An 18331-nucleotide genomic window follows, 5' to 3' on the forward strand; every position below is an offset into this window, starting at 1 on the left:
TCCCACGCTAGTCGGGGAGCTAGAAACAGCGCTAAGGGGGTGGGCGATGCAGAGCAAGGGGTTGAAAAGAAATGCAGTGGTGGTGCTTCTGCTGGGGGGATGCAGCGTGGGCAGCATCGCTCAAGGGGAAGGGCCGCCGGTGGTAAACGTGGCGGCTAATAAGGTAGCCCAGGCCGAAGAGGAGGTGCTGTCGAGCCTAGCGCATGAGAACGAAGCGGATGACCGCCAGCGCCTGAGTCTACGCTGGCTACCCGGCAGCGTACTGGTCACCAATGCCGCTGTCGTCCTGCTCAATGGCAGCGTGCGGGAGTACAGCCCGCTCTGGGAGATTGGCCTGCGCTTGGGGGTATCGTTATGAACCATGCCGACGACTTCCTCCCCCATGCACTGCAACCCTATTGGGATCTAGCGCTGGCCTCCGTGCAGGGCGAAGCACTGCAATTGGCGCTGGAAGAGGGGCTCTTCGAAACGCTTCAGCAACCTCACTCGGCGGCAGCTTTGGCCAACGCCAGAGGGTGGCGTCGAGTGAGCGTCGAACACTGGCTAACCCTGCTGTGGAGCATGCGCCTCATCGACCGACATCGAGATGCCCCAGGTGAGTGGCGCTATATCTGCACTGACGTTGCACAGCGCTACCTGGCATCTTCTTCGCCGTTATACTGTGGAGAGGCTTGGTGCTTTCGACTCGCCTCGCTGCGAGACTTTGGCGCAGGGCTGACCGATGGTTTGCATGAACAGGGGAAGTCGGTGCCGCTAGCCAGCGGTGAGCGCTGGGCCGCGGCGGCACGTAGCCATCTGGCACGTGAGCAGATGGCGGTGACAGCGCCTTCAGCCTGTGAAGTGGTGGCACAACGGATGGCGCCTGACGCAGCCTGGCGGTTGCTGGATCTGGGCGGTGGCCCAGGGCTAGTCGCCGTAGCCCTGGCTAAGGCGTTTCCGCAGATGAGCGGTGTGGTCTTTGAATTACCCGAAGCTGCCGATGTCGCCGCGCAACATATCGCCCAGGCTGGTCTGGCATCACGCCTCGAGGCGCGGGGCGGGGACTTGGTCAGGGGCGCCCTGGGCACCGGATACGACCTGATCTGGTGCTCCTCGGTGCTGCACTTCGTGCCGGATCTCTCGGCTGGCCTGACCAAACTGCATGCCGCGCTGAAACCCGGCGGTGAGTTGATCTGCGTGCACGCTGAAATTCCTGAAGAACCCGAGGCGGCCCGCCGCATGCTGTCCTACTACCTGCCGCTGCTGTGGCAGGGGCGACGGGTGACCCAGGCCGGTGAGCTGCGTCAGGCACTGCTGGCGCAGGATTTTGAGGTGTGCGAGGAGTGCCAGATTGCGCTTCCCATAGCGCCCGCCACGGCCCTGGTGGCACGCAGAAGGGTAAAATGAACCGCTCTCTGATGGCTAAGTAACTGGCGTTCAGCTGGCTCCACTTCGCCCTGGCACTGCGTGAGCGGCACACACATTGGCTTCTTGCTACAGCTAGCAGGTCTGCCCGCGATACTCAAATTGGTGGTGTCACTTCCTGTGGAACGTTGCCGCCTCGGGGGCGGAGGCTACCACACCTCTCGTGGATTTGCGCATGGTTCCGTATGAACTGAAAATCACCCGTCCAATAGTCGACAAAGCATTTCTGAATGCAACCGGCGCTCAAGGTTTAAGCCCTGTACGGCGCAGGGCTTGGGCTTTTCACGAATAGAGGCAGCTGTGAATGTCACGGGAGCGCGACTTAGTTTCTTGCGCTCAGCGCCAGATCCAGCGAGTTGCTTATGTGCCGGCTCAGCGCGGCTCGCGCGCTATCGATGTCTCTGTTCGCCAACGGGCGCAGAAAGGCCAGATGCTCCTCCAGCACCCGACGTGCGTTGCCCGATGTGATTTGCAATCGCGATTGCACGACCATGCGTGTCTTGATCGAGGTCACGCGATAGGTGTTGTCGATCAGCTTATTGCCCATCGCCGCCACGATGCTTTCGTGCATCGCCCAATCCAGGGTTTGTAGCTCGTCGCTGACCTCCCGGTGGTGGCCTTGCACGAGTGAGTCTAGCAGCGTCTCGTGGCGTTCGATCCAGGCAGCGATCTGGCTGGGCTGCAGCGATGTCGTGGCGTATTCGATCGCGCCCACTTCGATCATGTGACGGAGTTGATAGGCGTCGCGGACGAAAGCCACATCGAGACTTGGTACCATCAAACCTCGTTTGGGCAGCGTTTGTAGCAGCCCCTCCGCTTCCAGCCGCGGGATGGCGATGCGGATCGAGCCCAGCGTCGCGCCAGTCATGTCCACCAGTTCCCGCTGGGACACTACCTGGCCCGGGTGCAGTGTGCCGCAATTCAACAGCGTCTCTATGCGCTCGTATGCCGTGCGGCTCATCGAGTGTGATGGCTTCTCTTGCGGTGTGTCAGTGGCCTTGCTTTCCTGATCCGTCATGGTACTGCGTCTTCCCGGTTGATGATAAGGCTCCCACCTTAGTCTAGTTGTCTAACATCTATCTGACATGTTACACCTAGTCGTCATAGGATGGATACAGTCGATAGGCCACGTAACGTGTAGGAGAAGTACCCATGAACAAGATCCTTGGCGGTGTCATTCTCACGGCGATGGGCATGGTTTTCGCCAGCTCAGCCAGCGCGGAAACCTTACGTTTCGCTACTACGTTACCCGAGTCTGATAACCCGGAAACCCACGCCATGCAGGCGTTCAAGCAATACGTCGATTTTCACTCCAACGGCGAAGTCGAGGTTCAGTTGTTGCACGGCGGTGTCGGCGGAGACCGCGAGATATTGGAAAGTGTTCGCAACAATATCTTCCAGATGACGGCCACCACTGATGGCGCGCTCGCCCCCTTCTACCCCAAGGTACAGGCGTTCTCAATCCCCTATCTTTTTCCTTCGACTCGGGTGGCGCTCACCTTCATGAACGAGACGGCGGTCATGAAGGACTTCGTCCGTGACGTGGAGGATACAGCCGGGCTGCGCATCGTGGGGTTTGCCGCCGACGGATTCCGTAACTTCGTCAACAACGTTCGCCCGCTCAAGATGCCCGCCGACGTGGAGGGGCTCAAGCTGCGCTCGATGGAGAGCCCAGTGATGATGGCGCTGATGAAGAGCCTGGATGCCGCGCCGACCCCGATTCCTTTCCCCGAGAGCGCCATGGCGATTCGTCAGGGGGTCGTGGACGGTGGGGAAAACCCGCCATCGACGATCATCAACGGCGGCTGGGCCGATGTGATTGAGTACATGTCGATGGACGAACACATCTTCTCGGCCGTATTCGTCTATGCCAATCCCGATTTTCTCGACGGTCTGAGCGACCAGGCCCGGGCTGCGGTGATCGACGGCGTGCAGCTCTATGAAGCCATCATGTTGGCTGAGAAGGGGGTGGGCTACCTTGAGGATACCCAGAAGATCCGTGACATGGGGGTCGACGTGCATATTAACTCTCCCGAAGAGAAGGCCCAGTTCCGTGAAGTGACCCAGCAGCCGGTGCTGGACTTTCTGTCGGAAAATCTCGGTGCCGACTATGTCGATTCGTTCGTGGCCAGCGTGCGCGACATTGAGGAAGAGATCTACACCAGGGGCGAGAGTCGATAAGGCTTGCTTGATGACCACCTACCTAACGTGCCGCAAAGGGAACTCATGAAGTCTATCGCCAACTGGCGCGGCTGCCAGGCCTTCATCTCCGCGAGCCGACGGCTGTCAACTGCATGCGAGAATCTGGCTGCGCTAATACTCGCGCTCATCATCGCAATCAATTTTCTGGCCGTGGCGGCCCGCTATCTGCTTGGCGAGCCGTTCGGCTGGAGTGAGGAAGCCATGCGCTACGCCATTGTTTGGGCGGTCTATCTAGCTGCCGGTAGCATCTTCAGCCGCGGCGAGCAGATGGCGATTGATCTGATCGATCTGGTGCCCTGGCGGATGCTGCGGGAAGCAGCGGCGCTGGTGTCACTGCTCGCCACACTCGCGCTGTCTGCCGTGGTAGTGGGGTTCGGGTTACCTTTCCTGCTGAATACCGGACAGGTGTCGCCTTCGATGCGCCTACCGATGTGGATTCCCTATGCCGCTGTGGTGGTGGGCTATCTGCTGATCGCGATCCAGGTCATCGCTGCCTGGATTGATCCGCCCCAGCGTGTATCTCTGGAGGTCGACACGTGAGTCCCGCTGCTGTATTCGCCAGCTTCTTCGCCTTGGTACTCGTCGGGGCGCCGATCGCCATCGCGCTGGGGCTAACCGGTGCCGCCTCGGCCTGGCTCGCAGGCTTCCCGATGGTGCTCATCCCGACCCGTTTCTTCAGCTCCCTGGACAACTTCGCGCTGCTGGCGGCGCCGTTCTATATTTTCGCCGGTGAACTCATGAACCGCGGCGGGATCACCGAAACGCTGATTACCTTCGCTGCCAAGATGACGCGCTGGGTCAAGGGCGGTGCGGCTTACGCCAATATTCTGGCCTCGATGTTCTTCGCCGGGATTTCTGGCACGGCGATCGCCGATACCGCTGCGCTGGGCAAGATCTTCATCATCGGTATGCCGAAGCAGGGTTACACCCGCGAGTTCTCTGCGGCGGTCACTGTGGCCAGTTCAATGATCGGGCCGATCATTCCGCCCTCGGTGATCATGATCGTCTACGCCTCGGTGGCGCAGGTCTCGATCATCAAGCTCTTCGTCGCCGGCATCGTGCCTGGGCTGCTGCTGGGTCTCGCCTGTGCCGTGGTGGTATTTCTCACCGGGCTCCGCAAGGGCTTGCCGAAGGGCGAGATCGCGGCCGTGCGCAAGCCGGGCGGGCGGCTCGTACTCGAGAGCCTGCTGGTGTTCTCGATACCGGTGTTCATCGTCTGGGGAACGCTCTCGGGGGCCTTCACCGCCACCGAGGCTGGGGGGATCGCTTGCGTCTACGCGTTGGTGCTGGGGCGTTTCGTGTTGCGCACGCTTTCTGGGCCGAGCGTGATCGAGGCGCTGAAGAGTGCGATCCGTACCACCTCCAATCTCTATCTGATCATCGCGGGGGCCTCAGTGCTCTCCTACGTGCTGACGGTGACAGGAGCGATCAGTGGCGTGCGCGAGATGACGGTGCTGTTCGCTGGCGACCCGACAATCTTTCTGTTCTTCGTGCTGGCGGTGTTGCTGATCGCCGGTTTTTTTCTGGAGCCGGGTGTGCAGGTACTGCTGCTGGCGCCGATCCTGCTGCCCATCGCCCGTGCTCTGGGTATCGAAGAAATGCAGTTCGCCATGGTGTTTCTGCTCTCGGGTACGCTTAGTCTGATGACACCACCGGTAGGCATCTGCCTGTTCGTGGCGGCGCAGATCGGCGAGATACGTATCGGCCGCATGTTCATCGCCATCCTGCCGTTTTTGGCCGCGCAGATCCTGGCGATCTCGCTGCTGATTCTGTGGCCCGACCTGGTTACCTTCCTTCCCAACCTGATTGAGTGAGTCATGACCGTAAACAAGGTGCTCGTGCTGACCGAGCAATTCACCCAGGCCAGTCCGCTGTTTGATCCGCTGCGCGAGGCGGGCTACCGAGTCGAGGTCAACGAGACCGGACGCCTGCCGGATGCGACGGAGCTGCGGCAGATGCTGTCGCAAGACGTCGTGGCGACGATCGCCGGTGGGGAGCCCTATACTGCCGAGGTACTGGCCGCGGCCCGCGACCTGAAGATCATTGCCCGCTGGGGAGTGGGCTACGACAAGGTAGACGTGGCAGCAGCGACGCGAGCTGGCATACCCGTGGCCATGGCCTTCGGTGAAAATCACGAGAGCGTGGCCGAGTATGCGCACGCCATGGCCCTGGTGCTGGCCTGCGGTATCGGTCGGCGAGACGCTCAGGTCAAAGCCGGGGAGTGGTGCTTCGACGGCTTCCATCCCGGTCTTTGGGGGCGTGTCGCCGGGCTGGTCGGCCTGGGCCGGATCGGTGGCGCGATGGCGCGCCGCCTGCTCGGCCAGGGGATGCAGGTACTGGTGTGTGACCCGGCGTTGAGCGATGCCCAGGCCGAGGCCGCAGGAGTGACCAAGGTGTCGTTCGAGACGCTATTGTCGCAGGCTGACCTAGTGTCGGTGCATGCGCCATCGACCCCGGCGACCCGCCACCTGCTGGACCGCCGGGCGTTTGCCGGCATGAAGCGCGGTGCGATCGTGATCAACACCTCACGCGGGCCGCTGATAGACGAAGTGGCGCTCGTCGAGGCGCTGGAGAGCGGCCATCTGGGTGGCGCCGGACTCGATGTCTTCGAGGTCGAGCCGCTGCCCGAGACCAGCCCGCTCCGGCGCTTCGATAACGTCATCCTCAGCCCCCACGTATCGGGCATGGACAGCATGGCCGAGGCGCGCGTCACCCGGCGTTGCGTCGACAACGTCCTGGCCTGGCTGGGCGGCGACGTCAGCGCACTCACACCCTATGTCATCAACCCCGAGACGCTGGAGGCGGCTGCCCGATGACGCGTGCAATCAATGGTATTATCCCGGTCATGTTGACCCCCTTCAACGAACGCGGGGAAATCGACTGGAACGGCTATGAGGCGCTGATTGAGTGGTACCTGGCCAATGGCGCCCAGGCGCTGTTCGCGGTCTGTCAGTCTTCGGAGATGCAGTACCTGAGTCTTGAGGAGCGTGTCGCGCTGGCCACCTTCACCGCCGAGCGTGTAAAGGGCCGCGTGCCGGTGGTCGCCTCCGGTCACGTCTCTGACTCGCTGGACGCGCAGCGGCACGAACTCACGGCACTGGTGGATACCGGTATCGATGGCATCGTGCTGGTGACCAATCGTCTGGCCACGCAAGACGACTCGGCCGAGATCTTTCGCCACCATCTGGATGCGCTGCTCGTGGCCCTGCCGACTGAGATGCCGCTGGGCCTCTACGAATGCCCGGCGCCGTTTCGTCGCCTGCTCAGCGATGACGAGCTGCGCTACTGTGCCGATACCGGCAGGTTCGTGCTGCTCAAGGACGTCTCCTGCGACCTGGAAACGGTCACCCGTCGCATCGCACTGGTCGAGGACACTCCACTAGGCATCAATAATGCCAACGCGGCAATTGCCTGGCCCGCCCTGTGCGCCGGCGCTTCCGGCTTCTGTGGGGTATTCAACAACATCCACCCCGATCTCTACCGCTGGTTGGCGGACCACGGCGACCGGCAACCGGCATTCGCCGAAGAGCTGGCTACCTTCCTGGTACTGGCGGCGCAAACCGAGCCGATGGGCTATCCCAAACTGGCCAAACGCTATCATCAACGGATCGGGACGCTGAATAGCGATCATTCGCGAGTCATCGACTTCGATATCCGCGAGCGGTTCTGGGGTGTCGAGCCGGTCATCGACCGCCTGCTGCAGGGCACCGAGCACTATCGTGCCCGGATTCGCGAGCTGATGGCGACAGCCTGAAACGTTGGGCCCGTGGGTCTGCCAACCAGCTCTGGCGTCACATAGGGCCGAGGAGCAAGTGGCTCTAGACAGCGCTATCGCGTCTTTACCATTCCAGTCAGCCGCGCACGAGGAGATGAGGCGGCGTAGGTTCGCTGTGCGCTACTAGAAATAGAAAGTTGCGCGGTGGCTTCCTTCAGCGGCGCCATGATCGCCGAGAGATGGTGCTGACAGAGCTGGCGATTGAGGGCGGCGGGGCACTGTGCCATAAGTAGGCAACAGTGGTAGATCGCGGTGTCCGACGGCTGGTTGACCTCTTTGAAGGGCGCCGCCTCTTGGCGGCAGCGCTGTCACTCACCGAGCAGCATGCACAGCGTCTGAGCATCCAGCCAGCAGGGCGTGTCCTCTCTCCTCGGCGAGGTGGCGACCGAGTTCTGGATCGCCTGGAAGGAAACGTGCAGAAAACGCATGTGTAATACAGTTGGGAGCGTTCCGCGTTCATAGGGCACCATAGCCATATAAATGAGATTGATTTGCATTATTTTATTGATAGCCGTTATGTCAAATGCAGCGTCGAGATACGCGCACAGTCGTTGACACGCCTGAGTATTTGAAAAAGAATAAGAATCATTTTCGTAGAAGTGGGGCACTTTTTATATGGCGGCGGCACCCCGATCAGCCGAGCCTGCGGCTTACCATACCGGCTGTCGAGACTCCCTCGGTGAGCTGTATCACCACCATCAGCCTTGGTTGCAGCAGTTGCTCAGCCAGCGGTTGGGGTGCAGTGAGTCGGCGGCGGATCTGGCGCAGGATGCGTTTGTGCGATTGATGAAAACGCCCCGCCACCTGGATAGTTTCGAAGGTGCCAGAGCCTATCTCAGCCGTATGGCCAAAGGGCTATGCGTGGATCATTGGCGCCGGCAGGATATCGAGCGCGCCTGGCAGCAAGCCCTGGCGGCCAGCGCCGAGGCGCATTTGCCCTCTGCCGAACACCAGCAAATTGTCATCGAAACACTGTGCGAAATCGACCGCATGCTGGCGCGGTTGCCCGAGAAAGTCGCTAGCGCCTTTTTGGCCTCCCAACTGCACGGCAAACCCTATCGGCAGATTGCTGAGGAGCTGGGGGTTTCCGAACGCATGGTCAAAAAATATATGGCTCAGGCCATGCTGCAGTGCGCGTTGATCAAAGCGGGCTTCGAGGCGAGTCTCTAAATGGCCTCTGCCGCCAGCTCCGAGGAAGCCGCCAAACGCCGTGCGTTGGCGGAGGCCGCTGAGTGGTTTGCTGAGTGGCAAGCGGGGGAGCTGTCGGCTACCGAGCGTCAACGCTGGCAAGCATGGCGGGATGCCAACGACACCCATCGTTGGGCTTGGCAGCAGGTGGAGGGCGTAAGCCGCCGCTTCACCGAGCATCTAGACGAAGATGAACGCCAAACCGCTGACAGCGTGATTAGCCTGGCGCGCCAGCGACGGCGGGGGCGTCGTCACCTTTTGGGTGGGCTGGCAAGCCTTGCGCTGGTCTCTGTACTCACCGCAGCGCTCTGGCAAAGCACACCACTGCCACGACTAGTACAGCAGTGGGGCGCTGATTATCACACCGCCACCGGCGAAATCACTCACATCGTGCTGGAGGATGGCACTCAGGTCTGGCTGAGCAGCGCCTCGGCGCTGAATGTCGATTACGACCAAGAGCAGCGCCGTTTGGCGCTGGTGACCGGCGAGATACTGATAGAGACCGGCAAAGACACCGAAAGACCATTTTACCTGGATACCCGCAGTGCGCGACTAACGCCCTTGGGCACGCGTTTTAGCGTGGGTGAGCAGCCATCAGGCGAACTGCTGGCGGTGTTTGACGGTGCCGTGGCCATCCAGACCCTGGGCGATGCTCAGCATGCGAGCCAGCGACAGGTGGTTAATGCGGGGCAGCAGGCCCACTTCGCCGCTGACCGCATCGGGGAACTCACCCCCGCCGAAGGCCGTCGGGAAGCCTGGGCCAACGGGATTCTGCTGGCCGAGAGCATGTCGCTTAAAACCTTCGCCGCGGCGCTTAGCCGTCATCATCGTGGCCGCCTTGAGGTCGACCCGGCGGTGGCGGATCTCACCCTGCTCGGCGCTTTCCCGCTCGATGACCTAGAGCGCACCCTGAACATGGTAGAGACCACGCTGCCGGTGAAGGTGCGCCGGGTAATGCCCTGGTGGATCAAAATAGAGGCAGGCGAAGCAAGCTCCAGCGAGGAATAAAAAGAGCAAAAATTGGTTTTTCTGGTTCCCCTTTTTCGCGCTGGTTCGATTCCCCTTTATAAGCACTTAAAACGTATCTGTAAGGGGAACCGACATGCTCCAACAGCGCACTGCACCTCAACCGCTTACTGCCAAGCACCAACCGCCGCTTAACCGCCGCGCCTTGGCGCTGGCGGTTCATTTTGCCTCCGCCGGGCTATTGACCGTGCCGCTGCTATCGCAGCCCGCCATAGCTCAAGTCACCCAGCAGCAAGCGCGCGACTATGACATTGCCAGCGGCCCGGTAAGCAGCGTCATCAACCGCTTCGCCGCCGAAGCGGGAGTTTTTATCAGCGGCGCTGGCGAGCTGGGGGAAGGGCGCCAAAGCCCCGGCCTGCAAGGCCAGTATCGAGTCGATGAAGGGCTGGAGCGGCTATTGGATGGAACGGGTTTAACGGCAGCCCGGCAGAGTGATGGTAGTTATCGGTTGGAAGAACGGGCGGCTGATGTGGCGTTGACGACGATGCGGGTGGAAGCCGACTGGGTTCAAGAGACAGCTACAGGGCCTGTAGACGGCTACGTGGCGACTCGCTCTGCAACAGGCACAAAAACTGACACTCCCCTTAACGAAGTGCCACAGTCAATATCTGTCATTACCAGCGATGAAGTTGAGGCGCGGGGCGCGCAATCAATCGGTGATACGTTGAATTATACAGCGGGGGTGATTGGTCATTCTAATGGGCTTGACCCTCGACGTGACTTTATTTCGATACGCGGTTTTGGCGGAACAGAATACTTTTATCGCGATGGTTTAAGGCTCACAGGGTTTAACAATCAGGGTCGAACCGTCTCTGAACCTTATGGGTTTGAACGCATTGAAGTCCTGCGGGGGCCTTCATCAGTTCTTTATGGGCAAGGTGGCCCAGGTGGGATTGTCAACCTGATCAGCAAAAAGCCTACAGAAATACCTCAAGGCGAAGTACGAGTGTCCACAGGAGGTAACGACCATCATCAAGTCAATACTGATGTAAGCGGTTACCTAGATGATCAAGGGGAGCTTAAATATCGCTTTGTAGGCTTGCTAAGAGATGCAAATGCAGAAATTGATTATACAAAAAACGATCGCACTTATCTTGCACCAAGCTTCTCTTGGATACCAAATGATAAAACATCTCTTACATTACTAGCAGAATATAAAGAAATAGATACAGTTGGTTCTTATATCGTACTTCCTAGGGTTGGTACACTAGACAGTAACCCTAATGGCCAAATTCCACGTTCACGTTATGTCGGTGAACCTGGTGCTGACAACTTTGAACAAAATTATTTTTCGGTAGCCAGTTTATTCGAGCATGAGCTTAACGATACAGTAACAATTCGACAAAACACACGTTATAGGGAAGCGGAAACAAATATTACAAATATCTATGCTGGCCAAATAATGGATGACCTACGCACGATACCCCGCTTTGGGTTAGCACGCGATGAAAAAATTGACGCTATCACAACTGATAACCAGCTACAGTTTGATTTAGATACTCAAGGAGTTGACCATAAAGTATTAGTAGGTGTTGATTGGCAAAAAGCAAACAATGATCTCACCTATTACTCCGTTCAGGGTCTTGCTCCATTAGATGTTTTTAATCCTATCTATGGGGCTAGCATCCCCATACAGGAAATTTCAGCTCACGCTTCACAAGAGCTTGAGCAAACAGGTATATATCTGCAAGATCAAATTAAAATTGATGAGCGTTGGACTTTGACGCTTGCTGGTCGTCATGATTGGAGCAGTCAAACAAATCGTGATCGGACTGCAGATACAAAAAATAAAGTATCTGACAACGAATTCACATATCGAGCAGGACTCGCTTACACTGCAGATAACGGCCTCACGCCCTATATTGGTTACTCTACATCATTCTTGCCAGTGGTAGGCCAAGGTGCTGGGGGTGCCACTTTTGAGCCAGAAACAGCTCAGCAATATGAAACGGGTATAAAGTACCTCTCTCGTGATGGCAATCTATCTATTACCGGTTCAGTTTTTGACCTCACGCGCCAGAATGTTACGACGGCTGATTTAGATAACCCCGGCTTTAACCAGCAGACAGGAGAGTGGCGCTCCAGAGGCCTCGAACTTGAGGCAAGAGCGAGTCTACCAGTTGGCGTAGACTTAGTTGCCAGCTATACCTATCTCAACCAAGAAGTCACCGAAAGCAACGGAGATGATCTAGGAAAAAGGCCAACGGGGACGCCCGAGAATATGGCAAATTTATGGACTAATTATCAGTTCGAAAATGGCATGTTAAGTGGATTAGGCCTTGGGGCTGGCGTACGCTATATAGGCTCAAGCTACTACGATAGTGCCAACGAAAACTCACTTCCCTCTACGACACTGTTTGACGCATCATTGAGCTATGACTTTTCAAAAGTCGATGCTAGCTTTGATGGCTGGCATGCACAAGTTAATGCAAATAATGTCACCGACAAAGAGTACGTAAGTGACTGTGGATATTTCGGTGACTCGTGTAAGTATGGTGTTGGAAGAAATGTGATAGGAACGATATCCTACGCTTGGTAGAATGAATCCCCTAAAGTTAACTTTAGGGGATTTTCAGTTAATATTCTGGGCTTCAATAAGACCATGGAAAATAAGATTTTATTAATATCCATTTTTTTTCTTTTCTCAAACTACGCGATAAGTTATGAAAGACTGTCAATTGTTACATCTGACTGGGCTGCCGCTGAAACTCTTAGCATGCTAGGAGTTTCACCGATAGCTATTGCCCAGCTTCGAAACTACCAGGGGTGGACTGGAAACGAAGTTATAGAAAAGGAAGATGGCATTGACGTAGGTTTAAAATCCATGCCGAACATGGAACTAATTTCAAGCTATGAGCCTGACTTCTTGCTCGGTGAAAATTCAATTTTGCTACAGCACGTATCAAAAATAGCGCCCACTATTGACACTTCACTTTACCCTTTTAAGCATGATCCATGGGGGGCAATTGTTGACTTTACTTTTGAGATTGCAGAGCAGCTTAATCTTAAGGAAGAAGCTGAGATTGTGACTGCACAAGCAAACCAACGGTTAGCTATCTTAAGAGATCAAATAAAAAACAAGGAAACACCCATTCTTATTGCTCAATTCAGAGATGATCGCCATGCTTGGGTATACGGGAAAAACAATATATTACATGGAGTTATTGATCAGTTAGGGTTAACCAACGCGTGGGAGCCATCAGCAAGTGCTACAGGTCTTTCAGTCGTTACTATTGATGTGCTAGCTAGAGCAGAAGGTCATTTATTTATTATAGAGAGTCCAGCTTACAAAGAGTGGATCCGTGAAAGCTTAGAAAGTAGTGACATCTGGCAAACGCTGATTAGCCAGCGAGAAGGTAAAATCAGTTACATCCCGGGCGATTTTTGGGTTTTTGGTGCTCTCCCCTCAGCCCTCCGCTTCGCCGAATCCCTCGTCGAGGCTCTGGAGGAGCCAACCACCCCCTAGCGCCATTCTGTTATCTGCAGGTGCTTTACATCGCCATATTGTTTGTAATGATAAGTATTATCACTTATTGTTTGTGTCTGGTTTTGCCCCTTTTTTGGGGGCATTTGGCACAGGCAATCAATGGCAACGGGCGATGGTATCGATAAAGCAACAGGGCGGAAGCGAGGTTCCTTTCGACACCCTCTATCACAATCATCATAGCTGGCTGCGGCGCTGGTTGGGCGCCAAGCTGGGCTGTTCCCATACTGCTGCCGATCTCGCGCACGATACCTACCTACGCATACTGGCGCGGGGCACTACGCCAGTGCCGGAACAGTCACGCCGTTTCTTGACACAGATCGCCAAAGGGGTGGTCGTCGACCATTACCGCCGTCGGCGAATCGAAACTGCCTATTTGGAAACTCTCAGTCTGCTTCCAGAGACACACGCGCCTTCTCCCGAGGAGCAAACACTCACTATCGAAGCGCTGGTAGAGATTGATACGCTGCTCCATGAGCTTCCTGACAAGCCTCGCCGAGCTTTTCTTATGTGTCGCCTGGACGGCCAGAGTTATCAAGACATCGCCGAGACGCTGAGTGTCTCTGTCTCTTCGGTAGAGAAATATATCGCCCGGGCGCTGCTGGCCTGCCACCGCGCGATAAGCGAATCTCAACCTTAAGTGAATGCCATGAGCCGCATGTCTGCCGACGCCTCCCATGAGACCATCGATCCTGCCGTGCTGGAGCAGGCCAGCCTGTGGATGGCGCGCCTATGGAGTGACGACATCAGCGAGGCCCAGCGCGAGGCTTGCCTGGCCTGGCGACAAGCGTCGCCGGAACATGAGCGCGCCTGGCAGCAGTTGCAGGCGATTGATGGCCGGTTGGCCGCGCTGCCGCGTCACGCTGCCCGTAGCGAACTGTTTTCGTCTTCCCAGGTCTCCCGGCGGGGCTTGCTGCAGTGGGGCGGCTTGGCCGTGCTGCTAGGCGGACTGGGATTTGGGCTACCGCGCACGCCCCAGTGGCAGCGTCAGTTCGCTGACTACGCCACTGGTATTGGTGAGAGCCGCGAAGTGACGCTGAGCGATGGCACTCATCTGGTGTTGGATACCGATACCGCCATCGACATAAGGTTCGATGCCCACCAACGGCGGCTCCACCTGCTACGTGGTGGAGTGTTGATTACTACAGCAAAAACACCGGGTGCCCGGGCATTCAGCGTTATGACCCAGGAAGGGCTTTCCTATCCGATGGGAACCCTTTTCAGCGTGCAGCAGAATACTGACAGCACCCAAGTGGCCGTTTATGAAGGCCGGGTGGCTCTGGAGCAGCGTGGAAGCGATGAACGGACGACGCTGGATGCTGGCCAGCAGGCTGACATGAGCGCCGATGAGGTATCGCCACCTGCGGCCTTGGAACCCGCTGGATTAGCCCGTTTTCAGGGGCGGCTGGTGGCCGAAGGCATGCGAGTTAGTGAGGTGGTCGAGATATTGGCCCGCTATCGCCATGGTGTGGTGCGCTGTGCACCAGAGGTAGCTGACCGGCGGGTGAGCGGGGTGTTTTCGCTGCAAGACACCGATCGCGCCCTGGCCAGCCTTGCCGATGCACTGTCATTAAAGGTGGTCTACCGAACGCCATTTTGGGTCACGGTCATGCCGCGCAGCGACGGCGAAAGCTAGAAAGAAAAAATTTCAGAAAACATTGAGGGATTCTCGTTCTCGTTCGGAATAGAAGATGTAGACATAAAAATCAACGGGGATCTTCATGACGACGCAGCAAGCGCACTCACGCTTTATTCGAACGCCTTTGGCCCGCGCCATTCCACGAGCCATTCAATACGGCCTGCTCGCCAGTTGCTTGGTGGCCCTGCCCGCAACGGCGCTTGCTCAGCAAGCCGCAGGGCAGAGTGCCGCCGCTTCGCAACGCTATTCCATTGAAGCAGGACGGCTCGACACGGCCCTAAACCGTTTTGCGGTCAGTGCAGGCATCGAGATTGCCTTCGATGCCACCTTGACCGCTGGCAAGCAAACCGCTGGGCTGCAGGGCAACTATGGAGTCAGCGAAGGTTTGGAGCGCTTGTTGTCAGGTACCGGCCTTGTACCAGTGCGCAGCGCTGAGGGTAGTTATCGGCTGGAGATCCTGAATGAGCGTGCTGCTCAGAACTTAGAAACCGTTTCGGTCTACGGCACCCTACCTGCCCGCTATGAAGGCCGTTACGCTGACTCCTCGCTGCGTATTCCCAAAGATATTATTGATGTTCCTCGATCCATCGACGTCATTCCTGAACAGTTCCTGCTCGATCAGCAGGCAAGAGAAATGGCCGATGCCTTCCGCCTATCACCCAATGTGGTTGTGGCTGATGGCTATGGTGGCACCCGCGAGCACTCATTGATTCGCGGCTTCAACCGCAACGATAACTTCTATCGTAATGGCGTTCCTTTTAGCCATGAAAGCCGTATTGATCCAGCCACTATTGATAACATTCAGCTAATCAAAGGGCCAGTTGCCGATATCGGCCGTATGTCACCAGGCGGCATCGTCAATATAGAAACCAAACAGCCGCAGTTCCAGCGCGAACATTCCATTTCGACAACCTTCGATGAGCATGGGCAACGACGTGGAACCATCGATCTCACGGGCCCCGTCGGTGAGAGCCAAAACTTGGCCTATCGGATCACGGGCTCGCTTGAGGACAGCGAGACATTTCGTGATACCAACGTTGACCGGCAGTTTTTATCTTCTGCGCTACTCTGGCATGGTGATTCGGGTGCAAGCGTAGGATTCAATCATGAGTATTCTAAAGATCGCCGAGAAATAGATAGAGGATTAATTACGGTACCAGTGGGGGATTTGCAGCGCCGACTAGCGGATGTTCCTTTTGATACTCGCTTCGATGGAAATATTCCCAACGAGCGCAACAGCGAATACCACCTTGCTGAGCTTGACGTTGTCATTCCGTTGGCAGATTCAGCCTGGGAAATCGATAATAAGCTCTTTTATTCTAGAGAAAGGGGAGAGGATCTTCGTGCGGAAGTCATTTCTGTTGGAGCGGATGTTAGCAGCGAGTTTGCTGAAGATACGCTAATCCGACGTGTCGGTGCCAACCAGAACAGTGTACGCACATACAAATTTGCCCGCTCACAGCTGATTGGTGAAATCGATACGGCGATACCTATACGTGTGGCAACGGGGGTTGAGTATCGAGAGTTTAGCCATGAATGGCATAATTTAAGCGGCAATCCTCAAATCGGGGGCACTGTCTCATCGCCTAATTCTTTTTCGCTTATCAATGATCTTGACTCACCCAGAAGCGACCAACTTTACGACGTTAGCCAAAAATCACATGGCGTATTTTCGTCTACCGAGTTTTCGCTTACAGAAACAGTAACGCTTGACCTTGGACTTAGATATGAAGTATCCGAGAATAACTATCATAACGACAACTATTTAACTGGCTCTTCAACCGATATTGACTCAGGTAGCAGCAGTAAGCTCACAAAAGGTCTCGGGCTAATTTGGGAAACCATGCCGGGGTTGAATCTATATCTCAGCTATGCAGACACCTTCGAGCCTCAAAATATATATGTAGGAAATCAAGAAGTCTTTGAGCAGGATCCTCGTGAGGGACAACAGGTAGAGGCGGGAATGAAATGGAGTTCTGCCGATAACCGCTACTTTATTACTGGCGCGGTTTTTGATCTTCGCGAAGACAACGTCGTCGAAACCATCAACGGAGAACCTGTGCCAACCGGTGGCATCACTTCTAAAGGCGTAGAGGTCTCCATAGCCGCTAACCCTGTCGATGGCTTCAATCTGCGTGGCGCTATTGGGTTGCTTGATGCTGAGATAGTTAGCGATAACGAAGCAACGAACGGCAATCAACCGCGTAACGTACCTGACACGACTGCCAGCCTTTGGGCAAGCTACGAATTCCAGAATCCAGAAAGCGCTCTTCGGGGGCTAGGTATCGGCAGTGGCATTACCTATGCTAGCAACCGCTATGGTGATAATGGCCACGTTAATAATCTTGGCGAGACTCTTCATGGCTTTGAGCTTGGCGACTATACCGTTGTTGATGCCGGCCTCTGGTACTACCTCCCTGTCGGTAACGGCAATCGCTTTCGTTTTGATTTGGGCGTCAAGAACGTTACCGATGAAGAGTATATTGTTGCCTCGGGGGGGAATACTCGGATAAGCGTGGGTGACCCCAGAACATTCTATAGCGGTGTTCGCTTCGAGTTCTGATTGAACTCTCTATGTTCAAAACACCAGCCTAAAAAAGAGGAAGGGGCTTAGCCTCTTCCTGGCTGCTATCACTACTCTCCTTAGGCGATTATACGGGATTATCATGCTGGGTTTAACGAGCGTCCTTAGGCTTTTATTTAATAGCGTAGTGGCGGTTATCATCATTGCGGTTTTAACGCTGCCTACTAAAAGCCTAGCGTCTTCAAATAATTCCGCCATTGCCGCTCTCGATATCCGTATCGTCGAAACACTGGTAGCAATGGATATAATACCTATGTACCTGACTGAACCTAAGGCCCAATACTTTTCTACTTCTAGGTTGTCGGGTTCTCTTAACCTTGGCATAGGCTTTCAGCCTAACTTGGAGCTGCTAAGCCAAGTCTCACCACAGCAAATTTTGGTTTCGCCGAATTTAGCTCAGATTTCTGCTCGGTTATCTGGTATTTCCTCATTGACGAGTCTAACGCCCTATAACAATGAAACAGGGACAGACCCCTGGCACCAGCTGACATCTTTCACTCGGGAGCTTGGCAAATACATCGATGATGAGAGGTCTGCGGAACGCTTAATACGCGAAACTGAACAGCATCTTCATGCATTGCGGGAGAGTATCCCGGATAACCAGCCGCCCCTTTTAATCATTCGCTTAATGGATAACCGGCATGCTCGTGTCTTTGGTAATAGCAGCATGTTTCAAAGTGCCTTGGAGCAGTTGGAACTGACCAATGCCTGGCAAGGGGAAAGCAATCACTGGGGGTTTACGACTGTCAGTATCGACGCATTGATCGATATTGATGCTCGCTTGGTGTTATTGGAAAGCCCCTACGCTAACAGCCCCGTTCGTGAGCAATTTTCCACACAGGGTACTTGGCAACATATGCGCAGCTTGCAGCGCGGGGATGAGATCTACTTGCCTGCGACTTTTCATCATTTTGGTGCTCTTCCTTCTGCCCTAGTCTTCTCCGAAGCTCTTGTTGAGGCCCTCGAAGCGCAAAAGGGTCTTTGATGCCATTTATTTCCCGCAATATTGCACTACTTCGTATTTCGGAC

At 55.9% G+C, this 18331-nt stretch carries 17 protein-coding genes; 16 read left to right on the forward strand and 1 reads right to left on the reverse strand.

Going from position 1 to position 18331, the window contains the following annotated elements; translation table 11 throughout:
• Positions 1–46 precede the first annotated feature (46 nt).
• Both RO22_RS24835 and RO22_RS04755 read left to right on the forward strand, forming a co-directional pair.
• Positions 47–358: a hypothetical protein gene (locus tag RO22_RS24835; RefSeq protein WP_041157733.1), complete on the forward strand. Its 312-nt coding sequence runs from the start codon at positions 47–49 to the stop codon at positions 356–358.
• Positions 355–1386 (forward strand): methyltransferase, encoded by a 1032-nt coding sequence (locus RO22_RS04755; protein WP_041157734.1) that lies wholly within the window; start codon positions 355–357, stop codon positions 1384–1386. The genes RO22_RS24835 and RO22_RS04755 overlap by 4 nt, the downstream gene beginning before the upstream one ends.
• 340 nt (positions 1387–1726) lie before the next feature.
• Here RO22_RS04755 and RO22_RS04760 read toward each other — a convergent pair whose 3' ends face one another.
• Entirely contained in the window at positions 1727–2422 is a 696-nt protein-coding gene (locus tag RO22_RS04760; protein ID WP_084625248.1) for a GntR family transcriptional regulator, read from the reverse strand.
• Positions 2423–2556: 134 nt separating this feature from the next.
• Here RO22_RS04760 and RO22_RS04765 point away from each other — a divergent pair, with 134 nt between their 5' ends.
• From RO22_RS04765 to RO22_RS04825, 14 genes are all read left to right on the forward strand, one after another.
• Positions 2557–3585, forward strand: coding sequence for a TRAP transporter substrate-binding protein (locus tag RO22_RS04765; RefSeq protein WP_041157735.1), 1029 nt, complete (start codon positions 2557–2559; stop codon positions 3583–3585).
• Between the two features lie 45 nt (positions 3586–3630).
• On the forward strand, positions 3631–4146 hold the full coding sequence (locus RO22_RS04770; RefSeq protein ID WP_041157736.1) for a TRAP transporter small permease: 516 nt from the start codon (positions 3631–3633) through the stop codon (positions 4144–4146).
• Positions 4143–5420, forward strand: a complete 1278-nt coding sequence (locus RO22_RS04775; protein WP_052475527.1) for a TRAP transporter large permease — start codon at positions 4143–4145, stop codon at positions 5418–5420. The genes RO22_RS04770 and RO22_RS04775 overlap by 4 nt, the downstream gene beginning before the upstream one ends.
• A gap of 3 nt (positions 5421–5423) precedes the next feature.
• Entirely contained in the window at positions 5424–6422 is a 999-nt protein-coding gene (locus RO22_RS04780; RefSeq protein ID WP_041157737.1) for a phosphoglycerate dehydrogenase, read from the forward strand.
• Positions 6419–7360 carry a dihydrodipicolinate synthase family protein gene (locus RO22_RS04785; protein ID WP_041157738.1) on the forward strand — a complete coding sequence of 314 codons (942 nt, stop codon included), beginning with the start codon at positions 6419–6421 and terminating at the stop codon, positions 7358–7360. Before RO22_RS04780 ends, RO22_RS04785 begins: the two co-directional genes overlap by 4 nt.
• A gap of 260 nt (positions 7361–7620) precedes the next feature.
• Entirely contained in the window at positions 7621–7815 is a 195-nt protein-coding gene (locus tag RO22_RS24630; RefSeq protein WP_161575194.1) for a hypothetical protein, read from the forward strand.
• 181 nt (positions 7816–7996) lie between these two features.
• Positions 7997–8551: a sigma-70 family RNA polymerase sigma factor gene (locus RO22_RS04790; RefSeq protein WP_041157739.1), complete on the forward strand. Its 555-nt coding sequence runs from the start codon at positions 7997–7999 to the stop codon at positions 8549–8551.
• Complete coding sequence (locus tag RO22_RS04795) at positions 8552–9577, forward strand: FecR domain-containing protein (protein ID WP_041157740.1); 1026 nt, start codon at positions 8552–8554, stop codon at positions 9575–9577.
• A gap of 94 nt (positions 9578–9671) precedes the next feature.
• Positions 9672–12134 carry a TonB-dependent siderophore receptor gene (locus tag RO22_RS04800; RefSeq protein WP_084625250.1) on the forward strand — a complete coding sequence of 821 codons (2463 nt, stop codon included), beginning with the start codon at positions 9672–9674 and terminating at the stop codon, positions 12132–12134.
• Positions 12135–12197: 63 nt separating this feature from the next.
• Entirely contained in the window at positions 12198–13061 is an 864-nt protein-coding gene (locus RO22_RS04805; protein WP_041157741.1) for an ABC transporter substrate-binding protein, read from the forward strand.
• 133 nt (positions 13062–13194) lie between these two features.
• A complete protein-coding gene (locus tag RO22_RS04810; protein WP_041157742.1) occupies positions 13195–13719 on the forward strand; it encodes a sigma-70 family RNA polymerase sigma factor in 525 nt (174 codons plus the stop codon).
• A 9-nt stretch (positions 13720–13728) separates the two neighbouring features.
• Positions 13729–14715 carry a FecR domain-containing protein gene (locus RO22_RS04815; RefSeq protein ID WP_235270470.1) on the forward strand — a complete coding sequence of 329 codons (987 nt, stop codon included), beginning with the start codon at positions 13729–13731 and terminating at the stop codon, positions 14713–14715.
• An 85-nt stretch (positions 14716–14800) separates the two neighbouring features.
• On the forward strand, positions 14801–17281 hold the full coding sequence (locus RO22_RS04820) for a TonB-dependent siderophore receptor (protein ID WP_052475529.1): 2481 nt from the start codon (positions 14801–14803) through the stop codon (positions 17279–17281).
• A gap of 103 nt (positions 17282–17384) precedes the next feature.
• Entirely contained in the window at positions 17385–18287 is a 903-nt protein-coding gene (locus tag RO22_RS04825; RefSeq protein ID WP_084625251.1) for an ABC transporter substrate-binding protein, read from the forward strand.
• Positions 18288–18331 lie beyond the last annotated feature (44 nt).

It is taken from the genome of Halomonas sp. KHS3 (assembly GCF_000830495.1).
Classification (GTDB): Bacteria; Pseudomonadota; Gammaproteobacteria; order Pseudomonadales; family Halomonadaceae; genus Vreelandella; species Vreelandella titanicae.

Bases quoted from the DNA above. Each gene is read 5' to 3' on its own strand.
- RO22_RS24835 (WP_041157733.1), top strand. From the start codon at position 47: ATGCAGAGCAAGGGGTTGAAAAGAAATGCAGTGGTGGTGCTTCTGCTG.
- RO22_RS04755 (WP_041157734.1), top strand. From the start codon at position 355: ATGAACCATGCCGACGACTTCCTCCCCCATGCACTGCAACCCTATTGG.
- RO22_RS04760 (WP_084625248.1), bottom strand. From the start codon at position 2,422: ATGACGGATCAGGAAAGCAAGGCCACTGACACACCGCAAGAGAAGCCA.
- RO22_RS04765 (WP_041157735.1), top strand. From the start codon at position 2,557: ATGAACAAGATCCTTGGCGGTGTCATTCTCACGGCGATGGGCATGGTT.
- RO22_RS04770 (WP_041157736.1), top strand. From the start codon at position 3,631: ATGAAGTCTATCGCCAACTGGCGCGGCTGCCAGGCCTTCATCTCCGCG.
- RO22_RS04780 (WP_041157737.1), top strand. From the start codon at position 5,424: ATGACCGTAAACAAGGTGCTCGTGCTGACCGAGCAATTCACCCAGGCC.
- RO22_RS04785 (WP_041157738.1), top strand. From the start codon at position 6,419: ATGACGCGTGCAATCAATGGTATTATCCCGGTCATGTTGACCCCCTTC.
- RO22_RS04790 (WP_041157739.1), top strand. From the start codon at position 7,997: ATGGCGGCGGCACCCCGATCAGCCGAGCCTGCGGCTTACCATACCGGC.
- RO22_RS04795 (WP_041157740.1), top strand. From the start codon at position 8,552: ATGGCCTCTGCCGCCAGCTCCGAGGAAGCCGCCAAACGCCGTGCGTTG.
- RO22_RS04800 (WP_084625250.1), top strand. From the start codon at position 9,672: ATGCTCCAACAGCGCACTGCACCTCAACCGCTTACTGCCAAGCACCAA.
- RO22_RS04805 (WP_041157741.1), top strand. From the start codon at position 12,198: ATGGAAAATAAGATTTTATTAATATCCATTTTTTTTCTTTTCTCAAAC.
- RO22_RS04810 (WP_041157742.1), top strand. From the start codon at position 13,195: ATGGTATCGATAAAGCAACAGGGCGGAAGCGAGGTTCCTTTCGACACC.
- RO22_RS04815 (WP_235270470.1), top strand. From the start codon at position 13,729: ATGAGCCGCATGTCTGCCGACGCCTCCCATGAGACCATCGATCCTGCC.
- RO22_RS04820 (WP_052475529.1), top strand. From the start codon at position 14,801: ATGACGACGCAGCAAGCGCACTCACGCTTTATTCGAACGCCTTTGGCC.
- RO22_RS04825 (WP_084625251.1), top strand. From the start codon at position 17,385: ATGCTGGGTTTAACGAGCGTCCTTAGGCTTTTATTTAATAGCGTAGTG.